12 protein-coding genes and 1 pseudogene are annotated in these 15,981 nt (G+C 46.2%); 8 read left to right on the plus strand and 5 right to left on the minus strand.

Translation table 11 applies throughout. The annotated features are described in order from the left end of the window. Positions 1 to 9 precede the first annotated feature (9 nt). From EIZ48_RS06115 to pelG, 5 genes are read left to right on the plus strand one after another with little or no spacing between them, the layout of a single operon-like run. Positions 10 to 531, plus strand: coding sequence for a hypothetical protein (locus tag EIZ48_RS06115; RefSeq protein ID WP_160649306.1), 522 nt, complete (start codon positions 10 to 12; stop codon positions 529 to 531). A 27-nt stretch (positions 532 to 558) separates the two neighbouring features. Beyond that, complete coding sequence (locus tag EIZ48_RS06120) at positions 559 to 1,902, plus strand: PelD GGDEF domain-containing protein (RefSeq protein ID WP_160649308.1); 1,344 nt, start codon at positions 559 to 561, stop codon at positions 1,900 to 1,902. Then, on the plus strand, positions 1,865 to 2,833 hold the full coding sequence (locus tag EIZ48_RS06125) for a HEAT repeat domain-containing protein (RefSeq protein WP_160649310.1): 969 nt from the start codon (positions 1,865 to 1,867) through the stop codon (positions 2,831 to 2,833). Before EIZ48_RS06120 ends, EIZ48_RS06125 begins: the two co-directional genes overlap by 38 nt. After that, positions 2,830 to 4,344, plus strand: a complete 1,515-nt coding sequence (pelF, locus tag EIZ48_RS06130) for a GT4 family glycosyltransferase PelF (RefSeq protein ID WP_160649312.1) — start codon at positions 2,830 to 2,832, stop codon at positions 4,342 to 4,344. Before EIZ48_RS06125 ends, pelF begins: the two co-directional genes overlap by 4 nt. Beyond that, positions 4,325 to 5,698, plus strand: coding sequence for an exopolysaccharide Pel transporter PelG (gene pelG, locus EIZ48_RS06135; protein ID WP_160649314.1), 1,374 nt, complete (start codon positions 4,325 to 4,327; stop codon positions 5,696 to 5,698). Before pelF ends, pelG begins: the two co-directional genes overlap by 20 nt. A gap of 99 nt (positions 5,699 to 5,797) precedes the next feature. Here the strand turns inward: pelG and EIZ48_RS06140 are convergent, their stop codons facing one another. Together EIZ48_RS06140 and EIZ48_RS06145 are read right to left on the minus strand one after the other, a co-directional pair. After that, positions 5,798 to 6,592, minus strand: a complete 795-nt coding sequence (locus tag EIZ48_RS06140) for a slipin family protein (protein WP_160649316.1) — start codon at positions 6,590 to 6,592, stop codon at positions 5,798 to 5,800. Positions 6,593 to 6,595: 3 nt separating this feature from the next. Continuing rightward, positions 6,596 to 8,023, minus strand: a complete 1,428-nt coding sequence (locus tag EIZ48_RS06145; protein ID WP_160649318.1) for an NfeD family protein — start codon at positions 8,021 to 8,023, stop codon at positions 6,596 to 6,598. A gap of 198 nt (positions 8,024 to 8,221) precedes the next feature. On the opposite strand from EIZ48_RS06145, the pseudogene EIZ48_RS06150 reads away from it, so the two are divergent. Next, positions 8,222 to 9,320 (plus strand): annotated as a pseudogene (locus tag EIZ48_RS06150) (substrate-binding periplasmic protein). A 94-nt stretch (positions 9,321 to 9,414) separates the two neighbouring features. Here the strand turns inward: EIZ48_RS06150 and viaA are convergent. Further along, positions 9,415 to 10,863, minus strand: coding sequence for an ATPase RavA stimulator ViaA (gene viaA, locus EIZ48_RS06155; protein ID WP_160649320.1), 1,449 nt, complete (start codon positions 10,861 to 10,863; stop codon positions 9,415 to 9,417). 14 nt (positions 10,864 to 10,877) lie between these two features. Then, entirely contained in the window at positions 10,878 to 12,533 is a 1,656-nt protein-coding gene (locus EIZ48_RS06160) for an ATPase RavA domain-containing protein (protein ID WP_160649322.1), read from the minus strand. 579 nt (positions 12,534 to 13,112) lie between these two features. Here EIZ48_RS06160 and EIZ48_RS06165 point away from each other — a divergent pair. Both EIZ48_RS06165 and EIZ48_RS06170 read left to right on the plus strand, forming a co-directional pair. Continuing rightward, entirely contained in the window at positions 13,113 to 14,000 is an 888-nt protein-coding gene (locus tag EIZ48_RS06165) for a GGDEF domain-containing protein (RefSeq protein WP_160649324.1), read from the plus strand. Positions 14,001 to 14,080: 80 nt separating this feature from the next. Continuing rightward, positions 14,081 to 14,905, plus strand: a complete 825-nt coding sequence (locus tag EIZ48_RS06170; RefSeq protein ID WP_160649326.1) for a phosphate ABC transporter substrate-binding protein — start codon at positions 14,081 to 14,083, stop codon at positions 14,903 to 14,905. A 51-nt stretch (positions 14,906 to 14,956) separates the two neighbouring features. Here EIZ48_RS06170 and EIZ48_RS06175 read toward each other — a convergent pair whose 3' ends face one another. Beyond that, positions 14,957 to 15,808: a sulfurtransferase gene (locus EIZ48_RS06175; protein ID WP_160649328.1), complete on the minus strand. Its 852-nt coding sequence runs from the start codon at positions 15,806 to 15,808 to the stop codon at positions 14,957 to 14,959. Positions 15,809 to 15,981 lie beyond the last annotated feature (173 nt).

Below are 15,981 nucleotides of genomic sequence, written 5' to 3' on the forward strand. Positions count from 1 at the left end.
AGGATTACAATGATGAAATATAAACTGTTGCTTGCAACCACCCTTGCCTTGAGTGCCTGCACAAGCTATCAGGTGCCGGAAAGCCCCACATTTGCCGCTGGGAGTCGCTGGGCAGTGATGCCTATGATCAATAACTCCAATACCCCGCTGGCGGCAGAGAAAGCCGAACAAATTCTCAACGCGCAACTGTATGCAAAAGGTATTAATGCCGTAATGTACCCGGCGAGCGAAACCAATGACCTGGCAAGTATTTTAGATAACTCAGCGAGAAGAAAAAATGCCCAGGCGTGGCTGGCCTCCCAAAACGTCGATTACGTAATCACAGGATCGATTGAAGAGTGGCACTATAAGAGCGGTCTTGATGGAGAGCCCGCCGTAGGTATTACCCTGGAAGTACAGTCAGCCAAGAGCAAGAACACCTACTGGCGAGCAACAGGTACACGTGGCGGTTGGGGAAGAGAAAGTGTCAGTGGCACCGGCCATATCGTTATCGAGACCCTTCTCGATGGCCTGAACGTCGGACAAAAATAACAAGTAGTAAGTGAAATAAGGTTGCCAATGAACAACATCTGGAATCGCTTTATTATCGGATTCAAACAGGATGGCTTCGCCTGGCTTGAAACTATCGTGGTTTCAGTGCTTTCAATATACATATGGACGCAGTCAGACTCCCTTGCTCCGTCATCCACCGAGCATAATTTCTTCTGGCCACTTTTTGGTCCGCTGCTCATTGCATTGCGATACGGGTTTGCCAAGGGTTTGATTAGCGGGTTGCTTACGACAGCAGGGTTGGCAAGCATAATGAATGCAACTGGGCTGCTGGAGTATTACCCTCTATCGTTGGCTGTCGGATTGATTTTGGCCGCAATGATTGCAGGCGAATTCCATGACTATTGGCACAGCATTAACCAGAAGCACATATTAGATCATACCTATATGGCGCAAAAGCTGGATAGCTTTACCCAAAACTACCACTTGCTGAAAGTCTCCCATGATCAGCTGGAGCAGCGCACTGCCGGGCAGACGGTGAGCCTCAGAGCGAGTATCAGTGCATTACATAAAATCGCATCGAAACACAGCTCGCACCGGCTAGAACATCTTGGCCACCCGTTTCTCAACCTTCTGGCTGAAATTGGCGGACTGGAAGTCGCCGGTATTTACCGGGTAAATGATGGGAAGGTCGATCCACAGGTACAGGCAACGCTCGGTGATCATCACAGACTGGTGCTGAGCGATCCTATGCTACAAGACATGCTGGAAACTCAGAAGCTTCTTTCACCAGCTAAGCTAGATGAAAATCAAGTCCATAAATCACGTTACCAGCTATGTATCCCGCTACTTGATACCCATAAGACACTACAAGGCTTTGTCATTGCCGAGCATGCCAAATTCTTTATGCTGACGCCGGCCAATGTCGCTCTTCTGTCTTTGGTCTCAAACCATGCAGCCGATCTTCTCAGTGATGCGATTGTCACCCCTATTCTGCAAGCTCACCAGAGTACGCTGTTTCTTAGTTACCTTGACAGGGCCGAGTACAACAAACGTCACTACGGTGCCGATAGCACCCTCGTCGTATGTATTGATACCGTCGGTGCTCATAACAAAAGCCTGGATTCGATCGTCAATTACCGCCGGGGGGCTGATGTTTACTGGTCTTGTCAGACCAAAAGCGGCCAGCACGCACTTGTTGTCCTGCTACCGCTGACATCCGTTTATGATGCCCAGCAATACATAAAGCGCCTGAAGGAACTTCTGTCTCTTACAATTGGCAATCACATTGACGTTATCGATATTCTTGGACCGTTATCGTTAGAGCAAGATCAAAAACAAATACAAACGCTTATGAATGAATTTGGAGCTTATGATGAAAGCCTGGCTATTTATTCAGACGATCTCATTTGAAAGCCTCAGCTTCTATATCGTCTTCAATCATGAAATGACGTCTGCCGAATGGGCGTCATTTGCCGCCTCACATGCTATCGCATGTGCCAGCTTTGCCGCGCTAAGCTGGCTGCTGTTACCGCGAAAGTTTAAGTTTCCTTTGATTAGCTCACTGAGCTTTTTGTTTCTATTTAACTTTTTACTTCCGCTCGTCGGCATGATTGGCACTGCCTGCTCGTTGTTAATAGCGCTATACCTGCCCAGAAAACAAAGCCAGATCACCTGGCAGGAATGTGAGGAACACCCCCTGCCACAAAACCCGGGAGAAGTATTAGGCAACCAGTATGGCGCCGGTGCACTGCGCGAAATACTGATCCATAGTGATGATCCTGACCGCCGGTCACTTGCTGTCAATGCCGTATGTCATCTTCCCCGTCAACAGTCTGTCCCCTTGTTACAGCTCGCACTGAAAGATCTATCCGATGACGTCCGCCTGCTAGCCTACGCAGCTTTGGAAGGTATCGAAAGTCAGATTAACGAGTTGATATCTCTGTTCAAGAAGCAATATGAAAACACAGCCCAACCAACCAAAGCCTTCGAAATCGCGCAACAATACTGGGAGCTCTGTTATCTCGGTATTGCCGAAGGAGTGCTAAAAAAACACTACCTCGAGCAGGCCGAGCATTACCTCAAGATTTCCATCGAAAAAGAACAGCGCGCGTCAAACAACCTGTTGCTAGGGCGCATACTGCTTGAGCAGCAACGTCCCGATCAGGCCATCATCTACTTAACAGCTGCGCTACACGGTGGTTTGCGCGTCAAACAGGTGGCTCCTTATTTAGCCGAAGCCGCCTATATAACCGGTGATTATCAAAAGGTTAAGCAATATATTGACTACTTCCCTGATCAAAAAGGTGAGCGCCTCAGCCAAATCAAGGAGTATTGGTCATGACCAAAGATGTCGATATCTGCCTGCTGCTAGAGGGCACCTACCCTTATGTACGAGGAGGTGTCTCGAGCTGGGTACACCAAATCATCAGCGGCTTGCCAGAATATACTTTTCACCTGATCTTTTTGGGCGGACACCCTGATTTTTATGGTGAACCGGCCTATGAATTTCCAGACAATGTCGTCGGATTTGAAGTCCACTATTTGTTATCTTCACCAGGAAAAACGAAACCATCGCCACGCTCGGGGAAAAGTAAACTATTTCAAGCCTGGGGACACTTTCTGTCTTTTTTTGAGAGAGAAAAAACACCGATTCCCGGTGACTTGCTTGGACAGATCTCAGAGTTTTTAGGACAGAAAAACAAACTTAGCCTGACTGATTTCTTATATAGCCGTGCATCTTGGGATGTACTGACAGAGCGTTATCTTGAGTCCGCCGAAAACCAGTCCTTCGTTGACTATTTCTGGACCTATAGAGGCATTTACCAACCGCTTTTTATTCTGTCGCAAATTTCTCAGAACCTTCCGAGTGCAAAAGCCTTCCATAGCGTATCGACAGGGTATGCCGGCTTTCTTGGCGCGCTTTGCCGACAAGAGACTGGACGCCCGTTTCTGATTTCAGAGCACGGCATATACACCAAAGAGCGTAAAATCGACCTGTCGCAGGCCAACTGGATAAAAGACAGACACAGCCTGATTGATATCAGTATGCACAAAGACATGGATTTGACCCGCAAAACCTGGATCCGCTTTTTCGAACAACTTGGCCTGACGGCCTATCACCAGGCTGATGAAATCGTGGCCCTTTTTGAGGGCAACAGGCAACGACAGCATAGAGATGGCGCACCTGAACATAAGACCCAGGTTATCGTGAACGGTATTAATACTCAGCGTTTTCATACTGCCTACGAAAAACGTCCGGCCAAGCCCCCCCTTGTTGTCGGCCTGGTTGGGCGTGTTGTGCCAATTAAAGATATCAAAACCTTCATTCGTACCATTCGTGGCGCCATTGAAGAGCTGCCCGAACTAGAAGGCTGGATCATTGGCCCGACCGAAGAAGATCCTGGCTATGTGCATGAGTGCGAGTTGCTGATAGAGAGCCTCGGCCTCACCAATAATGTCAAAATGCTCGGCAGCCAGAATGTAGCGGAAATTATGCCCAAACTTGGCGTAATGATGCTGACCTCTATCAGTGAGGCCCAGCCGCTTGTCCTGCTTGAAGCGATGGCGGCGGGTATCCCTTGTATTTCAACCGAAGTCGGCGCTTGTCGGGAGATTATTGACGGTGCCGCCGGAGAAGATGCAGCCCTTGGCTCTTGTGGTGTCATTATCCCGATAGCCAGCCCAATTGAGGGGGCAGAAGCCATTATCAACGTATTAAATGATACAGATAATTGGATCAAAACAGGCGATGTCGGCAAGGCGCGCGTCACCCGTTACTACGATGAGAAACTGATGTACGATTCGTATCGACATTTATATGAGGAGGCCATCGGTGGCAGGGATTGGCTTTGAATTAAGGAAGATACTTAAAAAGAACTCGTTGCTGTCTATGCTTGAGGCCTATGGGTTAGCTGGCTTGATCAGTTCAGGTCCGTGGGTGATTTCAATTCTGGCCCTGCTGGCTATCGGCATGCTCAGTATCGGAATTGTCTTTCCAACGAATGTGATAGTTCAATTTCTGGTTATTGTGACCTATTTAATGGCCGGATCGCTGATCATTAGCGGCCTGTTCCAGCTATTATTAACGCGTTTTATTTCTGACCTTCTATTTGCCGAGGAAGAACATCGGATTATCCCTAACCTGCTCGGCTCAATGTTAGTCACGAGCTTAATCGCCGCTGCAGTGGGTGGTGGTGTTATGGCGTTATCTCCCCAGTTAGAGCCCGCAGTCAAAATCGCCATATTTACTTGCCTCGTGCTCCTTTGTAATCAATGGCTAATCATCATTTTCCTCAGTGGGATGAAAGAGTACTACCGTATCTTTTTCACCATAATGCTCAGCTACGGGTTGATGATTGTATTAAGCGTCACATTACCGCCTTTCGGTTTGCTGGGACTGATGGTGATTTTCTGCGGTTGCCAAGCAGTACTGACATTTGCGTTTCTTTATCACGTTATTCGCGACTTCCCTGCCAAGCAGCTAATTTCCTTTGAGTTTCTTAACCCTAACAAGGTCTTTTACTCGCTACTGTTGTGCGGTTTTTTATACAACCTAGGGGTATGGCTGGATAAATTTGCTTTTTGGTTCAGAGACGAAACCTCCCATCAGGTCATAGACCTGTTCAGAGCATCGTACATCTACGACCTGCCGATATTTGTCGCCTATCTGGCGATTATTCCAGGTATGGCCGTTTTTATGCTTCGTATGGAAACGGATTTTGCCGATGCCTGTCTCAAGTTCTACGATGCCGTCCGAGAAGGTGCAACGCTGGATTCTATCTTCCTGCTTAAAGATAAAATGATCCTTGCCTGCCAGCAAAGTATCTACGAAATCTTCAAAGTTCAGGGGATGACACTCGCCCTGTTGCTATTGTGGGCCGAAGATATACTGGTGGCATTAAACATTGACTTGGCTTACTTACACCTACTCTATGTCGATCTTGTTGGCGTCAGCCTTCAGGTACTGGTGATGTCAATACTGAACGTGATGTTCTACCTCGACAAACGCTACTCAGCACTAATTCTGACAGCACTCATGGCTGCAGGTAACTTTATTCTGGCCCATCTGAGTATCGACCTTGGACCTGTGTATTATGGTTATGGGTTTGCGATTACCATGCTGGTTACAACAATCATTGGGCTCATCATGCTCGACAGACAATTTGATGATCTCGAGTATCAGACCTTTATGCTTCAGCGTTCCTGATCGTGTTCTATATTCTTCGAAGATAAAGAAAACTGATCTTCAGACAATTTAGGCTCCTGCATTGGGAGCCTAAATGTTAGATACTAACTGGCTTAGTCATCAAGGGTAATCGATCTTATGCTCCGTATCCGGGGAAACCGAAGAAGCCTTCATAAAGCCCCCCATTTTGTCAACTAAATCAATTGGCATCGGGAACAGAATTGTTGTAGTACGATCGTTTGAGATTTCAGTTAGCGTCTGCATATAACGAAGCTGAACAGCATTGGGGGCTTCATTTAACACCATAGCGGCATCTTTCAACTTCTTCGAGGCTTCAAGCTCACCAACAGCGTGAATTACCTTGGCTCGACGAGCACGCTCCGCTTCTGCTTGCCTTGCCAGAGCGCGAACCATACTTTCATCTAAATCCACATGCTTAATTTCGACATTCGCAATTTTAATACCCCAGTTGTCGGTATGCTGGTCAAGAATCAACTGCAAATCTTTATTGAGCTCTTCCCGAGCCGACAGTAGTTCATCAAGCTCATGCTGACCGAGTACCGAGCGCAAGGTTGTTTGCGATAACTGGCTGGTCGCTTCGAGATAGTTTTCCACATTATTGATTGCCATCTTTGGGTCAACAACCCGAAAATAGACAACCGCATTTACCCGTACGGATACATTATCTCTGGTGATCAGATCTTGTGTGGGGACATCCAATACAATAGTCCTCAAATCAACCCGCACCATTTGCTGGATTATCGGTACAATGATGATCAGGCCAGGCCCCTTTACTTCATAAAACCGCCCCAAAAAGAAAACGACGGCACGTTCATACTCTCGTAAAATTTTAAACATGCTGACGATTAAGACCACCACCAGCACGATTATCGTCGCTAACGAATAAGTAACCATATGTTATTCCTTATTACTTGAGGGATCACTGTAGCCGTCTTCTACAACAAGATATAAACCCGAAACTCTTCTCACTACGACGCTCTGCCCTTTAGCCAGTGGCTGGTCGCATTTCGCCTGCCATATCTCACCATCAACCAATACACGACCATCGCCTGGGAAGCCGCTAACAACCTTGGCACTTTGTCCCAGTAGGACTTCTACACCGGTTGTGACAGGCTTGCGCCGCGCCTTTAGCAACAAGGCAAGGATAACGAAGGTAAAGAGAGCTGATACCACGGTCAGACCAACAATAAGCGGGATGGCGATTTGATAGCCTGGTGTTTCGGTGTCCATTAGCATAATTGAACCCAGAACAAAGGACACGATTCCGCCCAGGCCGAGTATGCCGAAACTCGGACTAAACGCTTCCGCTATCATCAGTGCGATACCCAGCAGCAACAACCCTAGCCCTGCATAGCTAACGGGTAACAATTGCAGTGAATACATTGCCAGCAACAGACATATTCCACCGAGAACGCCAGGCAAGCCGACCCCCGGGTTATAAAACTCCAACAGCAAGCCATAGATCCCGATTAACATCAGAATATAGGCCACATTAGGGTTGGTGATTACGGAAAGCAGCTTAAAGCGCCAGTCCTGCTCTCTTTCGACAAAAGCAATATTGTCCAGCTCAATTTGTTGCTCTAAGCCGTTAATGGTAATGGTTCGCCCATTTGACTGCATCATCAGGCTATCCAGATCAGCGGCAATAAAATCAATGACATTTTCTTTCAGAGCACTTTCGGCATCTAGACTCGCCGCTTCAGTTACCGCTTTCGCCGCCCATTCTTCATTTCTGCCGTGTAACTTGGCCAGCCCCTTAATATAGGCAGTGGCATCATTAATGACCTTTTTCTCCATGGCGGTTTTAGCCTTCACGCGGTCATCTTCAGGTTTGGCCTCACTGTCACCTTCAGCAGCGCTTGCTTCCTCGTCTTTAGGTTCTTGTTTTTCTTCCTTAGGCGCAAAAGGATTACTACTGCTGTCATCATCTTTTCCTGACGGAGCCGTTAAATTGACAGGCGTCGCCGCCCCCAAATTGGTTCCGGGAGCCATCGCTGCAACATGACTTGCAAGCAAAATATAGGTCCCGGCACTCGCCGCTCTTGCCCCTGACGGTCCTACCCAGGTTGCGACAGGCACTGAGGATGTCGTGACTGCACGGATAATATCCCGCATGGAGGTGTCCAGCCCTCCCGGCGTATCCATCTTCAACACAATGAATGATGCCTGCGCCTCTCTGGCATCGTCGATTTCACGGGCCACATAGTCACTCGTCGCCGGGCCAATTCCACCTCTAATTTCGATGACCCACACATTATCGGCAGAAGCTGACAATGCAGTAAACAACAAGGTCAATACCAGCGCACAATAAGAGAAAAGCCTCATCTAACTTCCTCCCCCAAGAAAAATAGCGACTTACTCAATAGTCTTGCTAAGTTTCTGAGTTGCCATTAACTGCTATAAGCATAGCCTAAGTCATTAAGCACACTGTTTTTATGGCTTATTACATTCAAAAATAAGACAGCAACATGAAAGAAAAATGACACTTATACTTAGGCAAGTGTGGGCAAAAGAGCAGCCAATATGTCAAAACCTAACCCAACACAACACCTATTCCTCCTGTTGTTACCGGTACTCTTTTTCTGCCAAAGCGCAGTTGCCGTAACAACAGCCAAACCTGTTATTGAGGTGGGAAGTTACCATTGTCCGCCTTTTGTCATTAAACACGACGACGGTACCTATTCAGGTCTTAGCATTCTGTTGTGGGAGAGAATTGCCGAGCAGCTTGGGCTTCAATACGAAATCAAAGAACTTAGCCTGAAAGAGTTGCTAGAGGCTGTATCGACGCGACAAATCAACATCGGAATTTCTTGTTTATCTATTACACCCGAACGCGAGCTCATCCTGGACTTTTCGCACTCATTTTACGAAACACATTTGGCGATCGCCGTGAAAAAACAAGGCTATTTGGCCTCGGTGAAGAATATTGCTACTAACAAACATTTATTGACCGTTCTTGGTTTTGTTCTTGCTGCAGCGGCTTTCGTCGGCGCTATCTTTTACCTACTTGAGCACCGGGTAAACGAGAAGCTGTACTCGACATCCTCTCGCTTCGCACAGTTGATAGAAGGCTTCATTCTCGGGCTACTTTTTATCACCAAGGGCCCTTTCAATTATTTCGAGTTCAAAACCCTGACCGGCAGAGTCATCACGGTATTTTTGGCTATAGCGACCACGTTATTTATTGCCAGTATTACTGCCGTACTGGCAAGCACCTTCACGCTTGGACTGTTAAGCTCAGACATTAAGGGGGCCAAATGATCTTGCCAATATTCCCGTCGGGGCGAAAGAAGCATCAACGTCATCCGAGTTTCTCACCAACCATAGTGTTGTTCACCGCACCTATACCGATACAAACCAACTACTCGAAGCGTTGGAAGCCAATGAAGTCCAGGCCATTGTCGCGGACGATGCCGTATTGAAATACCTGATTAAAAAGTCCAAGGAGAAAGGTGAATACCAAGATCTCATTGTGCTGCCCTACCAATTTGAAAAACAGAACTACGGGTTTGCGATAGAAGACAAAAGCCAATATGCAGAAACACTCAACCGCGCCTTGCTCAGGGTAAGAAGAAGTACAGAATGGCGGCAGGCACTACACGAGTATTTTGCCGAACGTTGATGTGAACCAAGATAAAAAATGGCGACCAATAGGTCGCCAAAGCCAAGTAATTCTCGCTGAAACGAGCATCTTGAGGTAGCTTGGGTATACCGTGTTATTTCCACTTAAGCAGGCGCCCTAATTGTGACGGATGATAAGACCAACAGTGGTCAAAGATTGTCATCAGCTCAGGGTTGCCATATTTCGAGAGATTGACGGCATGGAAGCGATTTTTCTGCTCTTTGAGCTTGTTAATTCGCTTCATCATTGCATCAGGTTGAGACGGCGCGATAAAGTCTGACAACACAACCAAATCAGCATTTTTGTATTTTCCACTACTCATCAGCTCTATAGACTGATCAAGTACCGGACCTAAATCTGTTCCACCATGAAAAGAGTACGAAAGAAAGTTAAGCACTTCACTGAGACCGTCTTTCTTGGTGAGCTCATAGGTAATTTGCTGTGTCGAAAACATAATGACATAGCAATCCCGCTCCTCGGCCAATGCAATTTGCATCAACCCGTAGGCCAATGCCTTGGCGCATTGCTCGGGAAAGCCATTCATCGATCCGGAAGCATCGATACAAACAATAAATGGCCCTTTTTCTTGATCTACCTGCTTAGTCTGGCGTTTGTATGCCTTAACCTTTCTCAGCTTACGTTGCGCACCTTGCACACGGTAGTTCAACAGGCGCTTATCGACCAAGTGCTTGTAGAACACGACTTCAAGCTCCGGATAAGCCAAAAACATCGCCTCGTTCGGCAAGAGCCTTGAAAGATCATCACTTTCGTGTACACCAACAATATCATCAGTGACGCTGTCACAACGCTCTTCGACCATTTTGAGATCTTCTGAACGAACACGCTCCTTATCCAGATCATCTACTTCACTGGCCATTCGACCCAGCTTTTCGGCAATCTCCTGAAGCCCGTTATTCTTTTTCAAAAAACCAGCTATTGATTTTAAGCTGTCTACATCACTGCGTGTCAGCTTGGCCTTGGCCATATCCCAGAGGCGGCCGGCCTTCTTCTCGTCACCGGCCTCAGTGACCTCTTCCATCTGCTGCATCGTTTCAATGCGTTGATACAGATCCGCCAGCAGCTTGTCTTTGTGCTGCTCCAGCTCAGTTTGTTGAGCCTCGGTCAATGACTTCGCCAATGCCTGATACCACAGGTTACAAAAATAGCTTTGAAACATTGGGTTATGCTTCTGGTGCTCTCTGTCTACCAGGGTTTTCGCTTTAAAATAGAAGGATGAATGGCCTTCGAGCTTTTTAACAATCGACTCCGCATGTTCGACAAAGTATTCAGGTTCCCAGTTACTCACCTCATGGTAGAGATCTATCTCCTGCTGAAACCGAGCCTCAATACTGACCTTGGTAACACGATGCTGTACTTGTCCCCGCCATTTCATGATTTGGTTTTTCATCGCCGCTTTGATGCCGGGATTTGACTCAGCTGCGACTATCAGTTGCGGCCGCATCATCAGCTCATGAACAGCATTATCAATAATGCCTGACTCAGCAAGCATCATTGCAATATTTACACTTTCAGTAACTGGCATAAAAGTTCTCCAGCTTAAGCAAAGTACTCAGACATCTGAGAGATCCGAAATGCGCTCTTCTCTATCACAATCTTTAGGTCAGTAACGGAATCTGAGGCCGATGAAATACTTTGCTCTATCAAAGCCGGAAGCTCGGCATCGACAAAGTTATGAGGTAGTGCGCCGTGGAAGCTGCTACGGGACACCTTAAGGCTATGCTCGGCATCAGAAATTTTACCTGATGCCTTCTCTGCCTCGATCTGCCACAGTTGCTGTTGGGCATCAGTCATACCATCTGCACCGGCAACACCAACCAATACAGAACGATTAGCAATATCTTTAATGACCAAACGATGCTGGGCGTCAACCTCAAACTGTAATCGACAAAGGTGGGTATTCTTGTTGACGAAGCCGTAGATATCGCATTGGCCAGTTTTAATCTTCTTCTCAAACTCATCGCCATCAACATACACCCAACGGCTGTCTCCGGTTTCTTGTTCGGAAACAGACGGATTTTGCTGCAGCATGACCAGTTTGATCATTCGCGGATTATGGTTCACGTTATAACGTCGAGCGGTAGAGAAATCACACTTGAACCTCTCTTTACGCATCATAGTTTCGTGCTCAAAGGTGATACACAACTCAGAGGCAATATCATCATGGACATCATCGATAATGCTCTGTGCCTCATTGGCATTTAGTTGCGCAGTCTCCTGGTTGAAGGCTTTCTGAGTCGCAAACTCGCTGATGATGGAGCGAACGACATTGCGAGATTCAGGGCTATGCCATAAACAGTCTTGCAGCAGCAACAAATCAAGCGGGTTGATGGCTTCTCGTCCGTTAAAGAATGCACTCGTCTTCAGCAGACGTACTGACTTTTTCCAACGGCGATCAGAAATATACAGCTCACTATCTTCAGAGGCAAAATCCTCGCCAGCCTCGGCGCGCTGCTCTACCATCGATTTCAGTTCATAGATTTTTTCAAAGATCTCATCATTCAGATGGATCTCGTCGATATGCTGCTGCCAGCTTTCATATTCTTCATCGGTAATTGCCAGCCCTGGCTCTAATTCTTTTACCGACGGTCCGTCTCCCATCAGCATGGCTTTAAAGTTCTGCTTTTCTTGGATCCGATTAACAAACACGCGTACTAGCATTCGGTCAAACAACGCTTCCAGTCCGCTGTCTTCTTCGGGTAATTCATTGGATGCAGTAACCAAAAGGCGCATGGGTACCGGGAGGATGTCCTGACCGTTTTTAAATGTGCGCTCATTGACGACAGTCAACAAGGTATTAAGAATTGCAGGACCGGCTTTCCAGATTTCATCAAGAAACACGACCTGCGCAGTCGGCAAATAACCGTCCACCAGCCTGACATACTTACCGTTATCTTTTAGCTCTTGAATCGAGAGTGGGCCAAACACTTCTTCAGGGGTAGAAAAGCGCGTCATCAGATAATCAAAAAACTGGCTATTATCAAATGCTTGAATCAAGCGCTTGGCAATAAGGCTTTTGGCAATACCCGGAGGGCCCAGCAGAAATACACTCTCACCCGCTAAGGCTGCAAGTAAGCACAGCTTAATCGTTTCTTCACGCTCATAGACACCATTAGACAGAGCCTTAACAAGCTTTTGGATCCTTTCAGACACCAACGCTTTATTTGGTTGTGCTTGTCTTGCCATTGTTAGCATATTACGACCTCTCTAATTGTTATGTCCATGTGCCTGTAGCACAACAATTCTAGTCTTCTATAGAATAGACATAAAACCCGTCATGTTACAATAATGTTAACTGAAATAATTTGTTACATTCATTGTATATCAGACACTTCGTTCTACAGCCAGAAGTGAAACTATGATTGCATTATTGAGATCTTGCTTAGTAAGTGTGATTCAGTTATATAAAATAATCAGTCTCGGAATAATCATTTAATATTCATACAGTTAATAGTAATACCGCTTTTTCTGTTGTTTTTTTGCACGATGACGAATAAATGATATATTTCACAGTTTTTAAATGAGCTCTCTATCAAAATAGTTATTTCATCTCCGAAACCATTGTTTGTTTTTGGACTAAGGTTTTAAGTTTGTGATCAAAATAACAAATCCGAGTCAATAGCAACTCAAATAATGAACCCCTATTTCACCTAAAAAGATCAACGTTGGATTTCATTTGTTCATTCAGCAAATAGCTTGTGTGTAGTTTCATACTCTGACACTATATTTAGCTCTTAACGTCATACAATTACTTCGCCTTTTCTTTGGTAATAAATGAACAGCCTATCTCAACTCCCTAAGCGGTTAGCCATTGTCGTTACCGCTGGCATCTGCCTATCTCTATTAGTTCCGTCAGGAGGTGCGCTAGACGTCATACTGTCTATTTTTTCTCTCGTATTGATTATTATTTTATTACGTGAAGACTTCGGCAATGAAATGCGTGGTTGGCTATTCCTCGCATTAGGAACATACGGGCTTGGCGTTCTGGCTGATTTGCTTGATGAAATCCCTGAGTTAAGGAAACATTGGCTGCTTGATAGTACCGATGACATTTTCATGCATATTGGCGTTTTCTTAATCTGTTTTTGCTTTAATAAAATGCTTCGCCAACGATTTAACCTTATCGGTAAGCTCAATATTCAAATAGCCAAAGCACGTACCCTGGAGGCACAACTAAGCCGTTTAGCACTACAAGATGACCTAACCGGGTTGAATAACCGACGCGCGTTATTTCGCCGCTTCGACAACATGGCAATTCACCTTGAAAGAGGGATCCTTGCTTATATTGACCTCGATAATTTCAAGCAGGTCAACGATCGTCTGGGACATAATCATGGTGACCAACTACTGATCAATATCGCCTCGTACTTGTTGAAAACTGTCCCGACCGGCAGCCAAATATATCGCATTGGAGGAGATGAGTTTGTCGTTTTGCTCCCTGACGAAGATCAGAAAAAATGTTATCAATGGATTGATACTTTGTATGAAGTTACAGCTGAAACTCGAGAGCATTACAATATCGACATCAGTATCGGACTGGCACCATACTACCCTGGAAACCTGAGCGAGCCTGACGCTATTTTAGCGAAAGCGGATCAGGCAATGTACAAAAACAAACTCAACAAGGAGCGGACAAACCAGTCTTTATCCGTTGTATCTTAACCCCAGCTCTTCACATTACTGTCATATACCCGTAATAAGATGTCCGGCGATATTATTCTGGTTTATTTTGGAGAAATGTAATGTTATCCAGGGCTACTACCTTATGTGCCTTTTTCGCCGGCCTTGCCTTCAATGTACAAGCTAAAGAGACTGTTACGGTTACAGGCTCCACATCCGTTAGCCATGTCGTTGAGGTGCTAGCAGAAACCTACTCCCAATCCAATAAGGAAACATTTATTGCCGTTCAGGGGGTTGGCTCATCAGCCGGGATTAACGCAGTCAAACAAGATGCTGCTGATATAGGTATGAGCTCTCGATATTTGAAGGTCGCTGAAATTAACCCTGATGTGCAGACTGTCGCCATTGCCCATGACGGTATTGCCCTAGTTGTAAACAAAAGCAATCCGGTTACAAACCTCACCAAAGAACAAGTATCCAAAATCTACCACGGCGAAATTACCAACTGGAACCAAGTGGGCGGAGCTGATCTAAAAATGGCTGTCGTAAGCCGCGAAAATGCATCAGGCTCTCGCTTCTCTTTCGAGGATTTCATGGGACTGACCCAGCAAGTCGCCGGTCAGACGGTCTCTGATATCAACCCGCAAGTACTGGTGGTCAATACCAACGGAACAGTAAAAAGTTTAGTCTCGCGCAATGCCCACGCGATTGGCTATATTTCCCTCGGTTCAGTTGATGACTCTGTAAAAGCACTGGCATTCGACGGTGTTGAACCTAATTTGGCTAACCTGGAATCCGGTCAATACAAAATATCGCGTCCATTTCTGATGCTTTATAAAGAAAAGAAAATTGCTGATAACGCCAAAGCATTTATCGATTATGTTATCTCCGACAATGGCCAGACAATCATCGAAAAACGCGGTTATCTTGCAGCAAATCCACAGTAACAATGATAATAACAAGGCCAGCATATGCTGGCCTTTTAACTGCCTGCGAGCTTATTGAACGACAGGATATTTAAGTACCCGCCCCCACTCTGTCCACGAGCCATCGTAGACCGTCAGTTTGTCTCTCCCGGCCAGCTCGGCCGCAAGAGCAAGCACACATGCTGTTACCCCAGAACCACAGCTAAAAATCAAGCGCTGCTCAGGTGCACTGACCGCATCAAAACGCTTTGTTAGTTGCTCGACACTGATGAAATGGCCATCTTTTACCAGCTGAGAAAATGGCAGGCTTTTGGCGTTCGGCATATGCCCACTCCGAACCCCTTCCCTTGGCTCGGGTTGAGTGCCATAGAAACGCGCTGCTGGCCGGGCATCAAGAACCACAGTATCCAATGCATCTAACTGAGTGCTTAACGTGTCAGCATCAATAACCCACTGAGGTTGATAATCCCCCTTGTAGTCGGTCTGTGCCACTTGCTCAGGCTCTTGAGATTCAATTGGCAAGCCTACTTTTTCCCATGCAGGCAACCCGCCATCAAGCACAGCCACAGATTGATGCCCCATCACCCTGAACATCCACCAAACTCTCGGGGCAGAAAACAGCCCCTGACTGTCGTAAACAACAATGTTATCGCTCGTCTTTATCCCAAGCTCGGAGCACGCCTGAGAGAACAGCGTTGATGACGGTAACATATGCGGTAATTCGGTATCCGGCGCGGCTATTTTCTTATCAAAATCAAAAAAACGAGCACCAGGTATACGCTTTTCCGACCACTCCTGTTCCGGATTGCGCTCTACTCCAGGTAAAAACCAACTGGCATCAAGTACCACGATGTCAGATCTTTCAATTTGCTCTGCCAGCCATTGGACTGACACAAGCGGGGACGGGAATATTTTTTCCGACATATTGCATTCCTTTCGCTAGGTACTTCTATCTTTATATAGCGCCAACATCTGATCGTTCTTAACTGCAAAAGTCCGATCACCTACTTATTCGATTGGCATAAACACATTTTCTTACGGTTATAACAATAATACTAATAGCTATAAATCATTGTCGTTAGGTATGATTGTTATGA

The sequence above is a fragment of the Photobacterium alginatilyticum genome, assembly GCF_009910675.1.
Taxonomy (GTDB): Bacteria; Pseudomonadota; Gammaproteobacteria; order Enterobacterales; family Vibrionaceae; genus Photobacterium; species Photobacterium alginatilyticum.